Origin of the sequence: Vulcanisaeta distributa JCM 11217 (assembly GCF_001316005.1) — an archaeon.
Lineage (GTDB): Archaea > Thermoproteota > Thermoprotei > Thermoproteales > Thermocladiaceae > Vulcanisaeta > Vulcanisaeta distributa_B.
The window spans coordinates 43,352-61,094 of the sequence record NZ_BBBJ01000004.1; the positions used below are offsets into that span (position 1 = coordinate 43,352).

At 43.0% G+C, this 17,743-nt stretch carries 23 protein-coding genes, 1 tRNA gene and 1 pseudogene; 11 read left to right on the plus strand and 14 right to left on the minus strand.

Translation table 11 applies throughout. The features are described 5' to 3' along the window. Positions 1-62: 62 nt before the first annotated feature. The 3 genes from JCM11217_RS05070 to JCM11217_RS14035 all read right to left on the minus strand — a co-directional run bounded on the left by JCM11217_RS05070 (position 63) and on the right by JCM11217_RS14035 (position 1,742). The gene (locus JCM11217_RS05070; RefSeq protein ID WP_243678516.1) at positions 63-554 is read right to left on the minus strand and encodes a DUF1641 domain-containing protein; all 492 of its coding nucleotides are present in this window, start codon (positions 552-554) and stop codon (positions 63-65) included. A 179-nt stretch (positions 555-733) separates the two neighbouring features. Beyond that, entirely contained in the window at positions 734-1,003 is a 270-nt protein-coding gene (locus tag JCM11217_RS14030; protein ID WP_243678413.1) for a hypothetical protein, read from the minus strand. Between the two features lie 139 nt (positions 1,004-1,142). Continuing rightward, a complete protein-coding gene (locus tag JCM11217_RS14035; RefSeq protein WP_243678414.1) occupies positions 1,143-1,742 on the minus strand; it encodes an FAD-dependent oxidoreductase in 600 nt (199 codons plus the stop codon). A 290-nt stretch (positions 1,743-2,032) separates the two neighbouring features. Here JCM11217_RS14035 and JCM11217_RS05080 point away from each other — a divergent pair, with 290 nt between their 5' ends. Further along, positions 2,033-3,193, plus strand: a complete 1,161-nt coding sequence (locus JCM11217_RS05080) for an ABC transporter permease (protein ID WP_243678415.1) — start codon at positions 2,033-2,035, stop codon at positions 3,191-3,193. Positions 3,194-3,199: 6 nt separating this feature from the next. On the opposite strand, the gene JCM11217_RS05085 is transcribed toward JCM11217_RS05080, so the two are convergent. Next, positions 3,200-4,570: a tRNA (N(6)-L-threonylcarbamoyladenosine(37)-C(2))-methylthiotransferase gene (locus JCM11217_RS05085; RefSeq protein WP_054842272.1), complete on the minus strand. Its 1,371-nt coding sequence runs from the start codon at positions 4,568-4,570 to the stop codon at positions 3,200-3,202. A 119-nt stretch (positions 4,571-4,689) separates the two neighbouring features. On the opposite strand from JCM11217_RS05085, the gene JCM11217_RS14040 reads away from it, so the two are divergent. Together JCM11217_RS14040 and JCM11217_RS14045 are read left to right on the plus strand one after the other, a co-directional pair. Then, entirely contained in the window at positions 4,690-5,883 is a 1,194-nt protein-coding gene (locus JCM11217_RS14040; RefSeq protein WP_243678416.1) for a hypothetical protein, read from the plus strand. Next, complete coding sequence (locus JCM11217_RS14045) at positions 5,850-6,656, plus strand: hypothetical protein (protein WP_243678417.1); 807 nt, start codon at positions 5,850-5,852, stop codon at positions 6,654-6,656. The genes JCM11217_RS14040 and JCM11217_RS14045 overlap by 34 nt, the downstream gene beginning before the upstream one ends. Here JCM11217_RS14045 and JCM11217_RS05095 read toward each other — a convergent pair. Further along, a complete protein-coding gene (locus JCM11217_RS05095; protein WP_054842273.1) occupies positions 6,619-7,263 on the minus strand; it encodes an HAD hydrolase-like protein in 645 nt (214 codons plus the stop codon). The two genes, JCM11217_RS14045 and JCM11217_RS05095, sit on opposite strands and share 38 nt — an antisense overlap. 105 nt (positions 7,264-7,368) lie before the next feature. On the opposite strand from JCM11217_RS05095, the gene JCM11217_RS05100 reads away from it, so the two are divergent. After that, positions 7,369-7,599, plus strand: coding sequence for a hypothetical protein (locus JCM11217_RS05100; protein WP_054842274.1), 231 nt, complete (start codon positions 7,369-7,371; stop codon positions 7,597-7,599). Between the two features lie 199 nt (positions 7,600-7,798). Then, positions 7,799-8,382: pseudogene (locus JCM11217_RS05110) on the plus strand (substrate-binding domain-containing protein). Here JCM11217_RS05110 and JCM11217_RS05115 read toward each other — a convergent pair. From JCM11217_RS05115 to JCM11217_RS14070, 8 genes are all read right to left on the minus strand, one after another. Then, the gene (locus JCM11217_RS05115) at positions 8,370-8,981 is read right to left on the minus strand and encodes an ATP/GTP-binding protein (protein ID WP_243678418.1); all 612 of its coding nucleotides are present in this window, start codon (positions 8,979-8,981) and stop codon (positions 8,370-8,372) included. The pseudogene JCM11217_RS05110 and the gene JCM11217_RS05115 sit on opposite strands and share 13 nt — an antisense overlap. Before the next feature lie 11 nt (positions 8,982-8,992). Continuing rightward, on the minus strand, positions 8,993-9,142 hold the full coding sequence (locus tag JCM11217_RS14050; protein ID WP_243678419.1) for an ATP/GTP-binding protein: 150 nt from the start codon (positions 9,140-9,142) through the stop codon (positions 8,993-8,995). Between the two features lie 44 nt (positions 9,143-9,186). Next, on the minus strand, positions 9,187-10,329 hold the full coding sequence (locus tag JCM11217_RS05120; RefSeq protein ID WP_054842277.1) for an MFS transporter: 1,143 nt from the start codon (positions 10,327-10,329) through the stop codon (positions 9,187-9,189). Positions 10,330-10,474: 145 nt separating this feature from the next. After that, the gene (locus JCM11217_RS05125) at positions 10,475-11,098 is read right to left on the minus strand and encodes a hypothetical protein (protein WP_243678420.1); all 624 of its coding nucleotides are present in this window, start codon (positions 11,096-11,098) and stop codon (positions 10,475-10,477) included. A 42-nt stretch (positions 11,099-11,140) separates the two neighbouring features. After that, positions 11,141-11,242: transfer RNA gene (locus JCM11217_RS14055), tRNA-Ala, on the minus strand. 253 nt (positions 11,243-11,495) lie between these two features. Further along, positions 11,496-12,233: a hypothetical protein gene (locus JCM11217_RS14060; protein WP_243678421.1), complete on the minus strand. Its 738-nt coding sequence runs from the start codon at positions 12,231-12,233 to the stop codon at positions 11,496-11,498. Continuing rightward, entirely contained in the window at positions 12,220-12,489 is a 270-nt protein-coding gene (locus JCM11217_RS14065; protein WP_243678422.1) for a hypothetical protein, read from the minus strand. The genes JCM11217_RS14060 and JCM11217_RS14065 overlap by 14 nt, the downstream gene beginning before the upstream one ends. A gap of 62 nt (positions 12,490-12,551) precedes the next feature. After that, a complete protein-coding gene (locus JCM11217_RS14070; protein WP_243678423.1) occupies positions 12,552-12,971 on the minus strand; it encodes a hypothetical protein in 420 nt (139 codons plus the stop codon). A 70-nt stretch (positions 12,972-13,041) separates the two neighbouring features. On the opposite strand from JCM11217_RS14070, the gene JCM11217_RS05135 reads away from it, so the two are divergent. The 6 genes from JCM11217_RS05135 to JCM11217_RS05160 all read left to right on the plus strand — a co-directional run bounded on the left by JCM11217_RS05135 (position 13,042) and on the right by JCM11217_RS05160 (position 16,986). After that, positions 13,042-13,440, plus strand: coding sequence for a hypothetical protein (locus JCM11217_RS05135; RefSeq protein WP_243678424.1), 399 nt, complete (start codon positions 13,042-13,044; stop codon positions 13,438-13,440). 162 nt (positions 13,441-13,602) lie between these two features. After that, a complete protein-coding gene (locus JCM11217_RS05140) occupies positions 13,603-13,986 on the plus strand; it encodes a hypothetical protein (protein ID WP_054842279.1) in 384 nt (127 codons plus the stop codon). 8 nt (positions 13,987-13,994) lie between these two features. After that, complete coding sequence (locus JCM11217_RS05145) at positions 13,995-15,359, plus strand: GMC family oxidoreductase (protein WP_054842280.1); 1,365 nt, start codon at positions 13,995-13,997, stop codon at positions 15,357-15,359. Positions 15,360-15,406: 47 nt separating this feature from the next. Then, on the plus strand, positions 15,407-15,751 hold the full coding sequence (locus JCM11217_RS05150) for a hypothetical protein (protein ID WP_243678425.1): 345 nt from the start codon (positions 15,407-15,409) through the stop codon (positions 15,749-15,751). A gap of 370 nt (positions 15,752-16,121) precedes the next feature. Next, the gene (locus JCM11217_RS05155) at positions 16,122-16,628 is read left to right on the plus strand and encodes a hypothetical protein (RefSeq protein ID WP_243678426.1); all 507 of its coding nucleotides are present in this window, start codon (positions 16,122-16,124) and stop codon (positions 16,626-16,628) included. A gap of 34 nt (positions 16,629-16,662) precedes the next feature. After that, positions 16,663-16,986, plus strand: coding sequence for a hypothetical protein (locus JCM11217_RS05160; RefSeq protein WP_054842283.1), 324 nt, complete (start codon positions 16,663-16,665; stop codon positions 16,984-16,986). A gap of 222 nt (positions 16,987-17,208) precedes the next feature. Here the strand turns inward: JCM11217_RS05160 and JCM11217_RS05165 are convergent, their stop codons facing one another. After that, entirely contained in the window at positions 17,209-17,679 is a 471-nt protein-coding gene (locus JCM11217_RS05165; RefSeq protein ID WP_054842284.1) for a hypothetical protein, read from the minus strand. Positions 17,680-17,743 lie beyond the last annotated feature (64 nt).

A 17,743-nucleotide genomic window follows, 5' to 3' on the forward strand; every position in this document is an offset into this window, starting at 1 on the left:
TGTCAATATATAAAAATCTTATTATTAAATCCTAATTTAATAACTCAGCCCTAGGTGATTGTTTATCCCTGTTGCTGAGCCGAGCATTTACCCAACGCCTTCAAGAGCGCCATCGCGACGCCAAGACCCCCCCTCTGCACGTCCTTATCCCCCCCTAACGCCCTCCAAAGCCCCCCCATCAAGCCACCTACGGGTTTAGCATTTGCTAAATCCACATTCTTTCCCAAACAACCACCTAGATCCTGCACTAAACCCTTCAACTTAAGCACATCCTGGGTATCCAATTTATTCATTGCCTGCAAACTACCATCAACTAAGATGGACAGCAGCCTAAATATTGCTGGGTCTTGGAATAGGTATTGTATGACCTCGTCGAATCTATTAACGATTAGCATTAATGCGTCAATTACGCCGCTACGCTTAAGCTCAATTAATTGATCAAGCAAACCCCCCCTAATCTCATCAATATTCTGAACAAGTATGTTTAAAGCCTCAGCAAGCTTCTCATCAGGGCTCTTCTCAACCTGTGCTTGTTGTGCCTGTGCCATGACCATCACCTCACATTGTTGTTGCTAGCCAGGTTTTATAAAATAGATCCTTAATCAATCTACCAAGTGGTGACGTTAATATACTATAGCAACTACCTACCACGCAGCCTTATTACCTGTTAAATCAAGCTTAACATCGCAGTTAAACATCATGCCTAAGTCCCCCCCATAATCCATGGCACAAGTCATCGCGTTAATCTGGCTGGTTCAATGGGTTCGCCAAGCAATTCGCCTGCTATTACGGTGGCGCTCGCTAAGGCTGTGAAATGCACCGGCACTCCCGCCGTTGGTAATCCTATGTAAGGCATTGAGTGCTCACCAGGTAGGTAAACGTCATCGTACTTAAGGCTCCTGCCCGTGTAAACATCTATTGCCGTCCACTTACCAGTGGGTGTGTCAGCAATTAATGGCGTCCCCCCCTCGAAAGGCTTTGGAAGCCTTGCTGGCGGTACCACTATGAGCAAGTCATATTTATACTTCTCACCGTTCGCTAGTTCAACGACCTTCTCCTTATCATTAACGGTTCCTGGCTTCGCATTACCAACGTACTTAATACCCTTCTTCGCATAGACCTCCTCCGTTATTTTAATAGCCTCAGGTCCCAGGGGGCTGTATTGGCTTCTCGAATGGGTGAACCAACGTTATGTCGACCCTATCCCTAATACCCCCCCTTTTCCTAAACACCGTGTCAAGCTGAGCCGCAAACTCAAAGGGATATACACCACACCTATATACTGGCTCAGGCGTGAAAATAACCACCTTACCTCCGCTGAAGGACTTAAGGGCATCCCTAAGTTTAAGTGCACCATCTAATGTATAATTGTGATAACCAACACCTAGGTTGTAAGATTGAAAGTCAAAATCAACGCCTAAACTCGCCAGGAGATAGTCATAGTTGAATTTGCCTTGGTCCGTCTCCACAACCCTATTATCGGGATCTACCTTAGTGACCTTAGCCTTAACAAACTTAACGCCCCCCCTCCTCTCCAGCATGGATAACGGTAATTGCGCTTTACTTGGTTCAATATCGCCAAGTGCTATATTAACTAGTAATGGCGGTAGTAAGTAATAGTCTGTGTCGCTTATCACCGTTATCTCAGCATCAGCTCTACCCCCCCTTATTCTCTCAGCAATTCTTTTAGCAGCGACAACACCACCAACACCACCACCTAGGATAAGTATCTTCTTAGGCACGTAGCCCTACATGAATACTACTATTTAAGCATTATTATTAATTAAGTTACAAATTTATGAAAGTATAAAAGACAATTGATTTATGAACCAATGCATTTAAATGAATTAGTACTTAGCATCATGACGTGTAGTAGCATGGTAATAAAAATTATTAATAGTAGCGATGCCAATAATTATTAGTGTGATGATGGATCAACAGACTGATACGCAGTAATGAGGAGGGAGGTGAAGACTGACTATCCTTAGTTAGAAGCGTTTTTAAGCGTAGTATGATTACATTAAACCGCCTCATGAGCCTAAGGACCTTATTCACAATGTCAATTAGGAACCTCGGCGGTAGAAAGACGAGGGCTATACTAACAATGCTCGCGATAATCTATAGTGTGGCGTTGATGATAACACTTGAGACCATGACCTACGGATTCAAGGTAGCGATCACGAATGAGGTTGAGAACATACTACCCACGGATCTAATGGTTTATTCACAAAGTGTTTCAATACCCGAGGCTGTGGCTCAGGTCATTGCGAGACTCCCCCACGTATCCTATGTGGTTCCTGCGATAATAATAAGTACGGCTCAAGTTGATGGACATGCAGTTACCCTAATTGGGATACCCAGTCAATACTTCTCGTACTTTGAGGTTCGCATGGAGAGTGGTTCACTACCCATGAGTGATGGTGAGGCAATAATACAGGATACCCTGGCTCAAAGGGATAACATCAGTATTGGTGATACAATCTATGTCCAGGTACTAACGGGTATTCAAGGAGGCACTGAAATAATACCCCTTAAGGTCACTGGAACGTTTAGTAGCATACTTGGTGGTTTCCTTGGTTTTCATCTTAACATGATCGTGACGCCAATAGGCACATTACAAAATGATTTAGATGATGAGGGCTTTGTCAATGCGATATTCATAAAACTATCCCAGGAGAATCCGGAATACCTTAATCAATTGGCTACGGCATTGAGTGAGTACTTCCCTAATGCAGATGTTTATGAACAGAAGTCTGTTCTTAGTTCAATCTCTAATGCATTGTCCATGGTCAACCTATTCTTCGTGGTAATAATAGCGCTAAGCCTAATAGTTACTGGGCTTAGTGTTGCGAATACGGCCATAATGAATGTTAGGGAAAGGACTAGGGAGATCGGAATTCTAAAGGCGTTAGGCGCATCTAATAACCAGGTAATACTGATATTCCTCCTTGAAATACTCATAATGAGCATCATAGGCTCGATAATAGGCATAGTACTCGGCATAGCAGGTGCTTACCTGGCTAGGTACATAATGATTAGGCTAAACCTGCCAATAATAATACCCGTAATATTACTACCAACACTGTATGTATACTCATTGGTAATAGCCATAGCCACTTCCGTAATCGCATCGATACCGTCGTTAGTATCAATAACGAAGATCAGGCCTATGGAGGTGCTAAGGATTGAGTAATTAAGCTTAGGAAATTAGGTCAAGGCCCTCAGTAATCCTGAAATCAACCCTATACCTGACGCCTAAGCTCTCCGTTTCAAGTAATTGACCAAAGAGCCTCTGCGATGTTGCGTCCGTGACCCTCACCTTCACGAATGCGCCAATGTCGGCTCTCCTCACAGCAATTGGTTTGTAATTGTATGAACGAATAACGTAATTCTCACCCTTAAAGTCAACCTCACTCACAATACCCCCCCACATCTCCCTACCAATGAACATCCTATTCCTCTCTAAGGCGACCTTGTTAAACACGTCAGTGGCAATTTTACTCCTCTCCTTCTTAACCTGCTCAGGCACCTGCTCCATGTATGCTGCCTCGGTAAATGGCCTACGGCTATACCTAGCCAGGTTAACCTTATCAATACCCAACTCCTCAATTAGCTTCACGCTCGCCCAGAAGTCCTCATCGGTCTCCCCCCCAGGGAAGCCCACAATAATGTCCGTGGCGATGGTCGCGTCAGGAAAGACCCTCCTAATCCTCATGACGATGTCCCTAAATAGGTCGACTGAGTACTTCCTCCTCATTAGCATCAGCACCCTATCACTACCACTCTGTACTGGGACGTGGAAGAACCTATACACGCGCCAGTCAGACCTTACAATGTCGAGGAGCTTGTCAATTATTCGGCTTAACTCAAGGGGCTCCATCATCCCTAGCCTAATCATGAACCTACCATCGACCTTACTCAGTATTTTTTCGAGGAGGTCGGCTAAGTCATAACCCCCCCTATCGCGTCCATAGGCACTGATTTCCTGCCCCCCCGTCAAGTAGATTTCCCGTGCGCCCTTACTAACGGCATTCGCGATGGCATTGACTATATCGTCTATATCGTAACTCTTCACCCTGCCGAAACCCATCCTACCAATCTTCGTAACGCAGAAGCTACAATTGCCCAGGCAACCAACCTGTATCGGTACTACGTACCTATGCCCATGAAGCTCGGGGTAGTAATTGGGCAGGTACTTCGCCGGTCTATCCTCATATACATGAACATCAGCATTACCATTCACTACCTCATCTATGAGTTCAGCTCCGTGGGATGAGACGAGCACGGCGTTGGGAGCAACATCCTTTATAGTTGCGGGCCTAACTTTAGTTAAACAACCAGTAACAATCAACCTCTTACCCGGATACTCCTCGCTTAATCTCTTCAGGAGCTTGAGCTCGTTTCTCTCCGCCTCCTCCCTAACGGCGCAGGTGTTCACGATTATTGTGTCGGCAGACCCCAGGTCCTCCACGTACTCCCAACCCAATGACTTAAGCTTCGTAATCATTATGTCACTATCCGCCTTATTCAACCAACAGCCAAACGTTACCACAGTAAACCTATTACCCATACCCTCAGTTGCTGTTGCCCGTAAGCCCTTAAAAACCTAGATGCGCCTGGCAATGAGGCTTTACATCTATCATTACAGGTAAGCAGTGTTTTTAAATGAGTAATTAATTGCTATCGTGGATGGTAATAATAGCGTTGATTATGCACATAGTGCTAACGGTACTTGGTGCGGATCCACCTGCCCCCCCATTCACAGTCACGGGAATTACCTGGTACTACGGATCCTACCCTGAAACTATAGGCAATTACACGCACGTGTACACAGGCGCTGGCTTGAATAGTACCATTGCTATTAACATTGATGATAATGCACCAATACCAATTAACGTATCTTACGCACTGAGTATTGGAAATTACGTGGTTCAGGGCTCATGGACGTTACAGCCTGGGGAAAACTCATTTAACATAACTGTGCCGGCTCTAACTGAGGGTAATTATAACGCGTCACTATCGTTATCCACGGTGGGTTATGTAGTGAATTATTATTTCACGGTGTCCTCAGTAATTCCTGGTGTGACAATAAACACCGCAACAACGAAGCTTTACAGCGGCGTGCCTCAGACAATTACCCTTTATATAACTAATAGCACGCCCATACCAATAAGTTCAGCGTTAATAGTAATGGCTGGGACAGGCGTGGTAATTAGTAGTAACATGATTTCCGTGAAGCCACCAGTAAATGAGAGTATAACAGTAACGCCGGGGCCCTACTCGCTAGGTACAGCCACAATAGCATTCAGGATTAGTTACACGGATGCTGGGGGCTATACATGGAATGAGAATGAAACACTAACCTTTACAATAGTGCCAACGCCCGTATCCCTAGCCCTAAGCATGCAGAGTACCGCCAATTACGGTAATTATATGTCAATAACTATAAATGCAACAACGCCGGTGGGACCCCCCCTGCAGTATCAGCAATTAAGTATTTACGTCGATAACAATTATGTGGCGTCCGTAACCACCAATAATTATGGAATTGCGCAATACTCATTACTTGTCGACTATGGTGTTGGCTATCACGTATTAACGGTTGAGTTCACAAATACCACGTATTTCCAGGAGGCCCTTGTTAACTACACATTCATAGTGTTGCCGGGCACGGTATACATAATCGCCTATGTGAATAGCACCAACGTAACTTATGGAAGCGCGGTTAATATCTATGTAAAGTTATCACCACCCATCTCAGGTGGAACATTGACAATAGGGTATGAAGTAAATGGACTGGCATCAACAATAGGTAGTTACACGCCAGTAAACGGCGCCGTCCAGGTAACTTGGATACCGCCCCCCAGGCCGGTACGTACTTAGTAACTATTTACTACACGAACCCACCAAATTACCTGCCAAGCTCCACGAACCTCACAATAATCGTTAGCAAGGCATTATGCTCATTATCGATAACTGTTAATGGGACGCCGGAGGTGTTTCATGAAATCACGATAATAAGCCAGATGAAGCCCATAATCGTTAATGCGCAGTTGAACATAGTAATCACAGGCAGCGCCTCTCCAATAAGCGGAACAATGTACGTTAATGCAAGTGGGATAGGCACATACATCTTCATGCCCAAATTACCTGGCAATTACTCGGTGACCGTGTCCTGGCCCGGGAATATTAATTACCAGGGGGGGTGTAAGGCTACTTATGTATTAAGTATAATGAAGGCTCCCCTGACGCTTAACGTGAATGGAAGTAGTAATTTAATCGCCGCCGGTGGCTATGAGACATTTAATGTGGGTATCACCACCAATATACCTGTTAATTACGTTAGTGGAAACCTAACTATAATAATCAAGAGTGGTAATAGGACCGTGAGCATCTATGAACTGCCAATTACTGGGTATTACGTGAAGGGCTCCATACAATTCACCAAGCCGGGTATTTATGAGGTATTAATAGAGTATCCAGGCAATGATTACGTTAGCCCAAGTATGTATGGTCCGTACTACATAACCGTGATACCAGGTCTCCTAGGAATACCCTGGTACATGCTCCTCGCATACCTAGCACCGATAATCCTTGGAGTATCAATAGGCATAGTTATTAATCGGAGGCTCCATCAAGCATGGCAACGAGCCTAGGTAGCTCAGCCACACTCCTAATTACGAATTTCGTCGGGAAGTCCCTAGCCCATGTCGCCACGCCTATATTTATCGTACCCAAACCATTAACTAAGAGTATGTCCCTTGGATGGTCGGTCACATAGGCTACGTTATTAGGTGGTAATCTAAGGATATCAAGCGCCTTTTTAACTAGGTCGAGCTTGTCATGCCCTGGGCCTAAATCACCGAGTGATACACATCCTTCTATAAATTCCGTAAACCCGTAATACCTAAGTTCATCCATCATACGCGAACATTCCAGCTCCCTCCCTGTGGCTATAACCAATCTCTTTCCCATACCACGTAAAACCTTCACAGCATCTAAAGTCCCTGGAAAGACCTCACCGTAATCCCTCCTCATGGAGTACAATGCCCAGCACTCATGCCAAAACCAGAAATTTCTCGATAAATCACCCAGCACCTCGCTTAACGATGGATCTCTATAGTAAATGTTAAGTAATTTATTGATATCACTATCTATATTCCTGCCATACCTGGCGGCGCACTCCCTAAGAATGCTTAGAAATTTAGGTAGTGTATTTACAAGGGTCATGTCAAGGTCTAGTATAATGGCTTTAATGACCATAGTATGGGGGGGAATATGCTTTGTTCTTAACTCATTAATAAACCATTCTATTATAACCAATGAACAGTAAAACACTTATTAAGGAATTAGAGCCTAATCATAATAGTGGGTAAGCCTAGATTTAAGATTGAGGTGCTTCTTGAGCAGGATGGAAAGGTCCTAATGGATGACCTAACGGCTAAACTTCTCGAGATCCTTGAAAAGAGGGGTTCCTTATTGTCCGTGGTTAAGGACCTTGGGCTGCCGTACTCGAGGGCTTGGGAGTTAATTAATAGGCTAGAGAGTGGTTTGGATGTTAAGGTTGTTAACTCAAGACGAGGCTATAAGGCGGAATGACACTAACTACCGAGGGCAGGGAATTACTAAATACGTATAAGTCGATCGTGAATAGGTATGTATGGAGCCTGATGGTACTGTGTGCGACACGGTATACGCCGGGAGTGATGATTGTATTGTTAGGGACATAATTAACGAAATGAGGAGTGAGGGTTACTGTATTGATGCCTATTGGGTTGGCTCAATGGGTGGGTTGAATATGGTCATTAATGGCTTGGCTGACATAGCCGGGATTCACCTGATTGACCCAGTGAGTGGTGAGTATAACATACCCTATATGAATTCATTGGGTGCCTGGGATGATGCCGTCTTAATAAGGGGGGTTACATGAGGCTACTGGGCATAGTGCATAGGCCGTACTTAAGCATTAGTGATTTGACGGACATACTGGGGGGGCTTAGGATGGTTAATAGGAACCCAGGCTCTGGAACTAGACTCGCAACGGAATTACTGCTTAATGGAATAGCCAGGTACACTGGGTATAGCATGGATGAAATAAGGAGAATTGTGAAGGGGTATAACGATGTCGTCAAGACCCACGTAGAGGTTACTGAAAAGGTTGCCAGAGGGTTAGCTGATTATGGCATAGCCATTGCTGGGCAGGCACTCACAATGGGGGGGCTTACCGTTAAGCCCATAGCCCTCGAGGAATTCGACATTGTGGTCTCTAAGGCAAGCATTAATAAGCCAGCGGTCAGGGAGTTTATACGCAGGATAGGTAAGGTGGGGCTTAGGCCTGGCTACATAATGCTTAGGAACACTGGTGAGGTTTACTCGAGGTAATCATAATCACTACCACCAATGTACACATTATGTAACACTCTATAGAGCGCGTCAAGGCCCTCACCAGTCTTGGCACTTATCGGTATTGGCTTCGGAATGGTACCAATAGCCGTTAGTATGTCCGACAGCCTAACGCTTAAGTCAGCCTCCAACTTATTTGCTTGATTAGACATTAATGCTTCCCTGAGGAGGTCCGTCTCCTCACCCCCCCACTCAAGTATTTCATCAACCACAGACCTATCGAGCAGGTCAATCTTATTCAATACGTTAACCTGGGGCATGTTGAACCTAAACTGTGTTGATAATGCCAGGAGCATCGAGGATACGTAACCACTTGGCGTCTGCGCCTGCGTTGCGTCTATTACGAAGACGACTGCCGACCTATCCATGCTTAACCTATTAATTAATACTGAACCAACGCTTCTAAATGCGAATAACTCCATCTGCCCAGGCGTGTCTATCAGGACGTAATTCGCGCCAATATCCATTATTTGGCTCTTGATTTCCTGAGCCCTAACAGCAAGCATGTCTATTGCGGCTATTATCGAACCATTAGGACCAAGCTTATACTTCCTCATTAATTCCCGAGCTGAAACCACATCCCTAATGTCTATATCTGGTATGTAGGCACGTACTCCACGGCTGGGTCCAAATTAACTATGGCAACATCGTACTGATTATTCTCAAGCCACTCAGCAAAGGTGCTGACAAGCGTCGTCTTACCCGATCCGGCGGTCCCAACAATAAATACTGTGAACATTCACTACGGAAGTAAAAAACCTCAATAAAAAACTTCCGAACCGCCTAAACACTCACGTAGAGCATGGCCGTTAATGCCCTGGCCGTGGCATCGCCAAGCAGCATGTACCTAATACTATCCTTTAAACCCACGTAGTTGGCAACCACAGTTACTAATGCACCACCTATTAATGACCCAATTAATGTACCAACACCATAAAATAGGTTGTACAGGCTAACCGCAGTTCTTCTATCTTCAGAATTGTCATATACGAAGGATATATAGGCAACATTAGAGGCGGAGTTCGTGAACCCCCCCGCCACCGTGTTTGCCAGGTAAATCACATAAACATTATTGGCTAAGGCATATGATAATGGAAACGTCACAAGCAAGAGCCTCCCCCCCAGGAGCATTACTAACTTCCTATTCCTATCAAACCACCTACCCACAAATCTCTGCAGGGCTAGGGTTGATACACCACTAATTACATTAACAATAGCCAACTGCTCAACATTCATATTAAGCAGATAAACCTGAGCCAATGGGAAGAGCGGCCATGCAAAGCTCCATACAATGGCGAATAGAGTATTGATGAGGAGGAACCTTGTCAATTTTCTATTACTCCTAAGCATTGATAACGGCTCGGTAATTACCTGATCGCTGGGATCCGCCGATTCTATGCTCCACGCGTTAATTGCATTAATGAAAATAAGCGATGCTGTGGTCATGAATACATAGTGCATTACCACATAATTACTACCGACTATGACACCCGTAATTAACGTAGCCAATAAACTGCCTATGGAACCATAAAACGCAAAATTAGCCAATACCCAACCCCCCCTACTACCCCCCCTACTCAACCTCTCCATTATTAATGCCCACGCGAACGAATTCGCACCACCAACGCCGGCTATCAGGACGTAAGTTATTAAGTACATTATGGGATTCCCATAGGCTATGAATGCCATTATGAACCATAAAACGGCAAGCAACAGCGTTGAAAACTTCAGCAACTGTTCAACCCGCCTAACCCTCCTTAATGGTAATTGAACTACGCCACTAAAGAATGAGGATGCTGACGAAACAATACTAATACCAACGTTGGGCACACCTATTACAGTGGCTAAGAAACTCATGAAGGGTGATGCAAGTCCATTAGCGAGGTTCTGGATGAGTATGTAGTTTTTCAATTTCTTATTATCCATACATCAATTAATCATAAAATTAAACCACTTAAAAACCATACCCAGAACTTAGACGTCAGCCCGGGTTCTACCAATCATTAAATCATCCTGGTCTAGCATTCATCACCATAATTATTCTAGAGATGCGATGAATTAAGGCTTACCACTACGGACTTTTAATAACCAAATACGTTAAGTCACTAATAAACAATGCCAACACAAAAAGCGCTATTACGAACACTATTACCAACCTCACTGAGACGTAAAGTGCGTATAGGGCAATTACCAACTGAGGCAATGAGTAGAGTATCGCGTTCATGCGCCCAACATCAAATAACTTCCTACTCGCCCTAACATACATAATGAGCGACTCAAGAAATAGAGTTACGGTGGACATGAGGTTAATCATTAGAATATTAACTATAGAGTTAAGCGATATTAACGATACGGCCGCAGAAACGATGGGTAAGTCGAGGTCGAGGTCATAAACATCGAGCGCTCTTATGAAGCCCCTCCTCATTCTATTAAAAAATACCTTACCACCAACGGTTAGGCCGAGCACCGTGACGTAGGACACATAGACCTTGTACCAAGGCTCAATCCACGAAATTAGGGTTAAAGCCACAGCAGCAGCACCAATGATGTATAACGGCGTTAGGTAATTCAGCCTCTCCTTAATGTACGACAACCTATAATCAGCGCTAAGTCGAAAAGCCGAGGCATACTCAAGAGTAAACCAGGAAACACCCAGCAAACCAAAGCCAACGCCCAACAACCACAGAATCATCATACAAAAAACAATGATTGAAACAAAAAACTAACTCCCACGATGTGGTGGACCGGCCGGGATTTGAACCCGGGATCTCCCGCGCGCCAAGCCTATGCGGGGGGGCGTTAGCCCCCTGGGCATCCTTCCAGGCTAGACTACCGGCCCAAGGTGATTGGTTTCATGAAGAATTTAAGTTTTTTGTTTTGGTGAGTTTGTTGTTTCTATGCATTGCGGTGATACGTGGGCCTTATTTTATTCGTTGCTTACTTGCTGAACGCCTTTCCTAAGGCAATCCGCACTTACCATCGGTATTACCACGTCAATGAGCCCGGAACTCCAGGTGTGTGGTTTTATTGTGCCCGTGGGCCTTGGGCGGGCTATTGACAGCCTAGGCTCGCCATTGCCTTTGTTATTGCCTTTACCCTCCTTTCCTTGCCCTCGCTAACCGCCCCCCCTCGAGCATCCTCCTCAGCACCTCGCAGACTTTGGTGACGAGCTCTGGGTACTTTTTAATCGTATTTATGCCCATGTAAACCACGAAGTAATTGCCTCGCTTACTCAGCTCAACCTCTCCGTAGTCCGCACCCCCCCTCAACCTCTCCAAGATGGCTCTGGCTTCCTCATAGTCCCTACGTGTGACCCTAAGCTCAATATGACCAACACCATTCACACTGACAGTCATCTTAATGCCAGCGACCTCAACTGATGACTTACCCTTCGGCTCACTCTTCATGTTTGTCAGCGTTGTTAGTCGCTTAAGTTTCTCGGCGTCTGGCAGTAGGGCCAGGTCCTCAATCGATGCCTTGATTGAGGGGGGGTTGTCAAGCATTTTCTTAGCCAACTCGGCAGCCTTTGAGGACTTAACTACGTATGTTATTTTATGCTTTCTTTTCCTCTCCTTAAACCCTAGACCCTCAAGCCTCTTGATAACTTCACCCCACACTTCACGTTTTGACTCGCCCATCACAAGCCTAATTGACTTCCACCTAACGCTGATGTCGCCATCACCGAGTATCGCAAACAGTAGGAACGTCATGAAATCACCATCGCCTAGTTTACTAACATCCTCAGCAACCACAGCCTTACTCCCGAATGAACCCTTGTTGTCATTAGCCCTTAATTGCCATTTAACGCTTACACAGTTATTGATGTTCACGCTGTGTAATGTATACGTGGTTTTCTCCAGGCCACGCTAGTAGCCAGGCGATGACTTGCCAGAGGTGATTTGTGTTCATCACCGGGTAGCCTCTCCTGTGGATTGTTCCGTCCGTCAGCAATAGACCGTACTGCGCTGCCTTTAATTTACTATCATCGAGTAGCTTGGGCGTGACAATATGGAAGCCCTCAAGCCCAGTGAGTAATATGATTATTGTTATGCTTTCTGACTCAGTGACTCTGCTTATGATAATCACTAGATTCTCTGCATATAGGTGTACCGTGAATGACTTATCCTCATTAAATGGCTCTCCGCTTATTAATATCTTGCTCTGCCGTTCCTTAACTTCTCAATCAATTCCTCGAGCTCTTGCTTGTAGACTTTGAACCATCTTTCGCGTGCTTGCTTAGCCAACCTCAGCATCTTCTCGCCTATTTCAAGCATCACCTTTCTTAGCATGATTACTTTTTTGTCACAGCCCTCCTCAACCTTCGCCTTAATTTCCTGTAACCAACTGCTTAAGGCTTTAATTGTTTCGTCAAACGGCGTTGCCGAGTCACTCAACAAGATTGATTTGTGCCTCTCTACCCTATTGAGGAACTCATTGATTAGCCTATTGACCTCATCAATGACCTTTGAGTCATTGACCTCCTCACCGCATTTTAACCGATTAAAGCCCCTTGCCTTAACTCCCCCAGCAGATCCTTGGTTTAACGACTTCAAGAGCCATGGAGACATCCATGGATTGACTCCCAACGAGACTAATAAATCACTACCGAACCAGTGCTGAATAGGCTTAAGCAAGCGATTGAAAGGAGCCTTAGTCCATGTCGAGGGGGGAGACTCGGCGAGGCTTATGGATGGTAGGTACTTCTGCAGTTGCTTCGAGACTAACTGGGGGGGAGTGAGGAGGAAGAGCGAGGTCTGCACGCACATAGCCGCAGTCATACTACACAGAGAATACTCAAGACTACTACAGCCGATTTATGCGGCTGTAATAATCATGTACTGCGAAGGAGACTACCGCCTCGAGATCATGGACAAGGAGATCAAAGTCATCAAGCAGGTAAAGCTAATGATTAATGACGTCCTTAAGCTAAGATACAAGGTCACATACATAATAACGAGCAATAAGCCAAAGACGGTCCTTTATAAATCGATTTATATTTTAGATATATACAATAATTTAAATGCTAATTATATATAATATATAGAAATATTACTTTAAAATTATATTTGCCGCAAGTGATTAATGTCAGTATCTGTAGGCTATATCCATGATAGAACCTTACGTATTATAAATGCTCTATCTAAAGCGAATCTTGGTTCTATTATGAATTATTCAATTATACAAAACGCTTTAAATGAGATGTCACCTGAAAGTAAGAGAATAATAAGTCTCTCCGCAACACTTACTGACTGGGCGCCATTCTTTAGGTATTTTAAAAGATTTTTACAATTAAGTGATATTGAGAAAAAGAAATGGCTTAGTAGTATTAAGCCAGGTAGTCTTATAGATGTTATAGTCAATGACTTATTGATGTTCATGACCGCAGCATTATTTTTCGTTGATGAGAATAATGCTAAGGCCATTAATTATGATCGATCACCATTAAAGTCTCCTACAATCATTACACACGTACCTAAACTATCAAGTGTTAGTAAACCTAAGAATATGTATGATGTAGTAATTATTGGTAGCGGCGCTGGTGGTGCTGTTGTTGCTTGGGAGTTAGCTAGGAGGGGGGGTTAAAGGTTGCGGTGTTTGAGGTAGGGCTTGAACCAACGGTTGAGGATCTTAAAAAGCCACCTGTATTTAGAGCGCTTAAATATTATTGGAATAATGGATTAACAACGGCAATTGGTAATGCTGTTATAAGTCTTCCCTTTGGTAAGGTGCTTGGCGGAACAACTACGGTTAATTCTGGCACCATGTTTCGAATAACGGACTTTGTTCTTAAGAAATGGAGTGAGGAAACCGGCGTGAAGTTATCCATGAGTCAGTTAAGTGATGCTTATAAAATTATTGAGGAAAAATTACATATTCAGCCAATTCCTGAGGAATTGCTTGGTAATAATGCTCTTGTAATGCGTAAAGGCGCTGAAATGCTCGGTTTAAGCCATGGACCTATTAGAAGACCCTTAGGTACATGCTATGGGCAGGGCGAGTGCGCGTTTATATGCCCACACGGTGGTAAGCTCGATATGAGACTTACATTTTTAAAGGAGGCCAAGGATTATGGCGCTGAGATATTCACATCATCTAATGTACTTAAAATAATCATTAAAAACGGAAAAGCAGTGGGGGGGGTTTTAGTTAATTATGGTAATGAAGTACATGAAGTGCGGGCTAAGGTAATCGTGGTTTCAGCAGGCGCTATAAATACACCGAGAATTCTGCGTAATTCAGGAATTAAAAATAAAAATTTAGGCAAGCATTTGCACATACATCCTGCGGTTGGTGTTGTTGGTAGAATGGACTATGATATATATGGCTGGAGAGGGACCATGCAGTCATACTATGTAGATAGTCTACTTAAGGAAGGAATTCTGTTAGAAGCGACATTTCCACCACCTGGGCTTGGCTCTAATGAAGTAACTCCTTCACTTTATTCAGAGTTTAAAAACATACATAAACTTGCGACTATAGGTGTTCTGAGTGATGACTTAATAAGTGAGGGATATGTTTTTCCAAGTCCCTTACATAAGTATATGGGCGCTGTTGCTGATTATAACTTAAAAGGTGAGGATTTAGAACGAATAAAAAGAGGCATCGAATTAACCTCAGAAATACTCTTTGCTGCTGGTGCTAAAAAGGTTTACTTGCCATTACGTAAAAACGGTGTTGCAGGAAGCGTATCTGAGGTTAAGCGTATCTTGGACAATATTAATAATCCTAAGATGTTTAAAATAAGCGCCTATCATCCTATGTCGAGCGCCAGAATGGGCAAAGATCCTGATATTGGCGTTGCTGATATTAATGGGCACGTATTTAACGTGGATAATCTCTATATTGCTGACGCATCAGTTCTGCCATCAAGTACTGGTGGTATTAATCCTCAATTAACTATAAACGCTATTAGCCTGTTAATAGCGCAAAACATAGCGAAGGAATTCGGTGTATAAGTATGAGAGAAAGGGTTCTTATTATAACGATTAAGGTAATAGCTTTCATGGGCTTTATAGGTTTTGCAGCATTCACGGCATTATATGCGTTAAGGCCTGGATATTTCAGCCCAATCACGGAGAATTCAGCATTTTGGTACGCGCTTGGCTTAGCATTTATGGTTACTGTAACGGTATTAGCATTTATGGTGTTTCTAAACCCAAAAAAGTATTGGATATTTCTAATACCCCCCCTCGCTGCGGGTAAAATAACATCATCTCTCTCAAGTCTTTACTTATCGGAAATTTACGTGACAATATCATGGTTAAAAATCACGGTAGTAACTGACGGATTAATTGCCTTAATAGCGGTAATACTCATAGTGCTTTCATATCTTTATTTGAGGGGTTGAATTATGGGTAAAGTTATCTTTTTAGCACTTTCAGGAAATGGCGTAGGAATTTGGTTAAGATATACTTTAAATCCTACTTCAGCTGGATTATGGTTAAGCATTTTTGGCCTTAACAAACCAGTTGGATATAGAGTTAATTATCCACGTAATTATTTTCAGTTAGACAGAGGTTATAATTTAATGTTAGGCAATTCTCGATTCTCCCTTAAAGATTCTATTGCATTGGGTGAAAGTAATGCGTTTTCCTGGAACCTTAGATTTGAGTCTCACGAAGGTATTTATAACCCCCATACCATTATTATTTCGTGTTTTGCGTAGTAAATACTTATTATTAACACCGTTAGCGACATTTAATGGTAAAGTATTTATCATGCAAAAGGAAATAGAGGTTAATAATTATAAGGGTATGATTGGGTTTATATCAATTCCTAAAGAGTTAAATGAATGGGGGGGTTGGGTTCATTGCAGCGGTTTTGATGAGGATGAGAAAGGGTGGCTAGATTTACTAATTACAAAGGTTCAAAATGCATATCTCGGGATTGGATTCATTAAAGTTAATGGTAAAACCATTAACATTGGCAGAGTTTTTGGCAAATCGTTTAAAGGGTATTTAAGTATTGATGGACTTAGATGGATATTTAAAATTAGCAAGAATAATATTAAGATTAACGTTAATGCTGATCCTAGAAATATGATTATGGCAGAGTATGAGGATCCTAACGGAAATAAGTATTGCCATAACACAGAAATAGCAAATTTAGTATTGAATATAGATAATAAAGCATTTACATGCATTGGTAGAGCATTTTTCGAATATGGAACAAGTAAACCTCTATTAAATAATAAAATAATTATAGTTACTACAACACCAGCATAAAATTAATTAAGGTAGTTATTCTATTAATTATTGCATGAATGATGATATTCAGGTTAAAGTACGTAACTTTCTTCAGGAGGCTTCAGAGTGGCTTCATGAAATTACTTATAATGATATACCACCGTTAAGTATTGAGAGTGCCAAATTAATGTTAATTGATACTTTAGCCGCTGCTTTGAATTCCTTATCAGTTAATTGGGCGATATCATTAATAAGTAACCATGATATAATTGACGTATATCCTATGTTAAGCGTTATGTTTGATTATGATTCAACATTATTATATTATGGTCATTTAGGGCATGGTATAATTGCTCCAATACTTTATTATTACTTAGTAAATAAAGGGGGGGCTTGATGGACAAAGACTTATAGAATCTATTGTAGCATCTACGGAAATAAGTGCTAGAATAGCAGCATCTCTCTCACTAAGTAATTACAGAGGACAAATGATGAACTACTTGGATAAATAAATAATTATGCACTTAAGGCTACATCATCTTTCTCACCGATTTCCCTGTTTATGTTTGATACGAATTTTATAAATTCCTCATCTTTTATGATCCTGTGATCCTGAGACCTAGTAACTCATTAATGCCTTTAATTTCGAAAACCTCAGGTTGAGGGTACTGTGTGGGTGATGGTTAGGTTGCGGGATATGTAGAGTGCCAGGGGGGGAGTCATTAGCATGGGCAGTATTGGGTCTATTACTAAGCCGTCTATTGGTCTTAGGGTTCCAATCACTGGCTATAGTCCCTTCGCTGTGGTGATAATCACTGAGTCTAGTGGGTCGGTTAGGTGGTCTGTGATTAGGGCGTTGGTGTAGGTGATTAGGGCGAGAGCCACTGTCCCCCCCCAGGCACTCCCTAGCCTTGAGTAATACGCATATAGCCGTTACCGCGATTACATTAACCATTAATGCTATGAATATCGTGAGTAGGTTAACCTCGTAAATGGCTAAACCACTTAATTCATGAACAATGAGTGGGTAGAGGGTTGCGAGTAGTAACGCGCCGATTATGCCGGCTAGTATTGGCTCGACACCACTCACACTCTACGCATAACAACCACTCAATACCAAGCCCCCCCAGCGTTTCAAGAAGACCTAAGTAACG

What these genes read in the sequence shown, in the direction of transcription:
- JCM11217_RS05070 (WP_243678516.1), bottom strand. Translation starts at nt 554, where the DNA reads ATGGTCATGGCACAGGCACAACAAGCACAGGTTGAGAAGAGCCCTGAT.
- JCM11217_RS05080 (WP_243678415.1), top strand. Translation starts at nt 2,033, where the DNA reads ATGAGCCTAAGGACCTTATTCACAATGTCAATTAGGAACCTCGGCGGT.
- JCM11217_RS05085 (WP_054842272.1), bottom strand. Translation starts at nt 4,570, where the DNA reads ATGGGTAATAGGTTTACTGTGGTAACGTTTGGCTGTTGGTTGAATAAG.
- JCM11217_RS14040 (WP_243678416.1), top strand. Translation starts at nt 4,690, where the DNA reads ATGGTAATAATAGCGTTGATTATGCACATAGTGCTAACGGTACTTGGT.
- JCM11217_RS05095 (WP_054842273.1), bottom strand. Translation starts at nt 7,263, where the DNA reads ATGGTCATTAAAGCCATTATACTAGACCTTGACATGACCCTTGTAAAT.
- JCM11217_RS14050 (WP_243678419.1), bottom strand. Translation starts at nt 9,142, where the DNA reads ATGTTCACAGTATTTATTGTTGGGACCGCCGGATCGGGTAAGACGACG.
- JCM11217_RS05120 (WP_054842277.1), bottom strand. Translation starts at nt 10,329, where the DNA reads ATGGATAATAAGAAATTGAAAAACTACATACTCATCCAGAACCTCGCT.
- JCM11217_RS05125 (WP_243678420.1), bottom strand. Translation starts at nt 11,098, where the DNA reads ATGATGATTCTGTGGTTGTTGGGCGTTGGCTTTGGTTTGCTGGGTGTT.
- JCM11217_RS14070 (WP_243678423.1), bottom strand. Translation starts at nt 12,971, where the DNA reads ATGTCTCCATGGCTCTTGAAGTCGTTAAACCAAGGATCTGCTGGGGGA.
- JCM11217_RS05140 (WP_054842279.1), top strand. Translation starts at nt 13,603, where the DNA reads ATGTCACCTGAAAGTAAGAGAATAATAAGTCTCTCCGCAACACTTACT.
- JCM11217_RS05150 (WP_243678425.1), top strand. Translation starts at nt 15,407, where the DNA reads ATGGGCTTTATAGGTTTTGCAGCATTCACGGCATTATATGCGTTAAGG.
- JCM11217_RS05155 (WP_243678426.1), top strand. Translation starts at nt 16,122, where the DNA reads ATGCAAAAGGAAATAGAGGTTAATAATTATAAGGGTATGATTGGGTTT.
- JCM11217_RS05160 (WP_054842283.1), top strand. Translation starts at nt 16,663, where the DNA reads ATGAATGATGATATTCAGGTTAAAGTACGTAACTTTCTTCAGGAGGCT.